General features: G+C 29.1%; 1 protein-coding gene. It reads left to right on the top strand.

The genetic code is table 11. The features are described 5' to 3' along the window. Positions 1-229: 229 nt before the first annotated feature. The coding region (locus tag SCA31_RS22510) for a hypothetical protein (protein WP_410699282.1) at positions 230-446 on the top strand (217 nt) is incomplete at its 3' end.

Genomic DNA, 446 nt, shown 5'->3' with positions numbered 1-446 from the left:
TGTTCCATTCTAAACTTTAATAGGTTTGGCGTATTTATAAAATTATTTCCAAGTTTTTTTTCGGGGGAATTCAATTAATTCGGAATAAAAAATCTGCCACTCATCAGAATCCATATAATCCAAATTAAATCTGGCCCTGCTTCCTCCTATTTTCTTTGGGTGGCTTACCTCTACAATAAAATTTGTCCCTTTAAGACGATAATTTGTTACAACTTGTTTATAATATTTCATGCGGGAAGACTTAAAAAAAAACTGCATCAAAGGATCTGAACTTTTTATTGTCATCTCATATTCATTAAGTTCAACTTCAAGATATCTTAATTTTGAAAAAGAAAAAAGTATAATTATTATTAAAAGAAGAAAGAATGGCATAAACAAAAAATTGGCCATGATCCACAAAAAAGCAATCATTGTAATGCATGATAAAAGGCAGATGATTAAAATGG

It is taken from the genome of Chryseobacterium sp. SIMBA_028, assembly GCF_046535285.1.
GTDB lineage: Bacteria > Bacteroidota > Bacteroidia > Flavobacteriales > Weeksellaceae > Chryseobacterium.
Note: the sequence above shows the minus strand (reverse complement) of the source record. Positions and strands in the feature narration are given on the sequence as shown.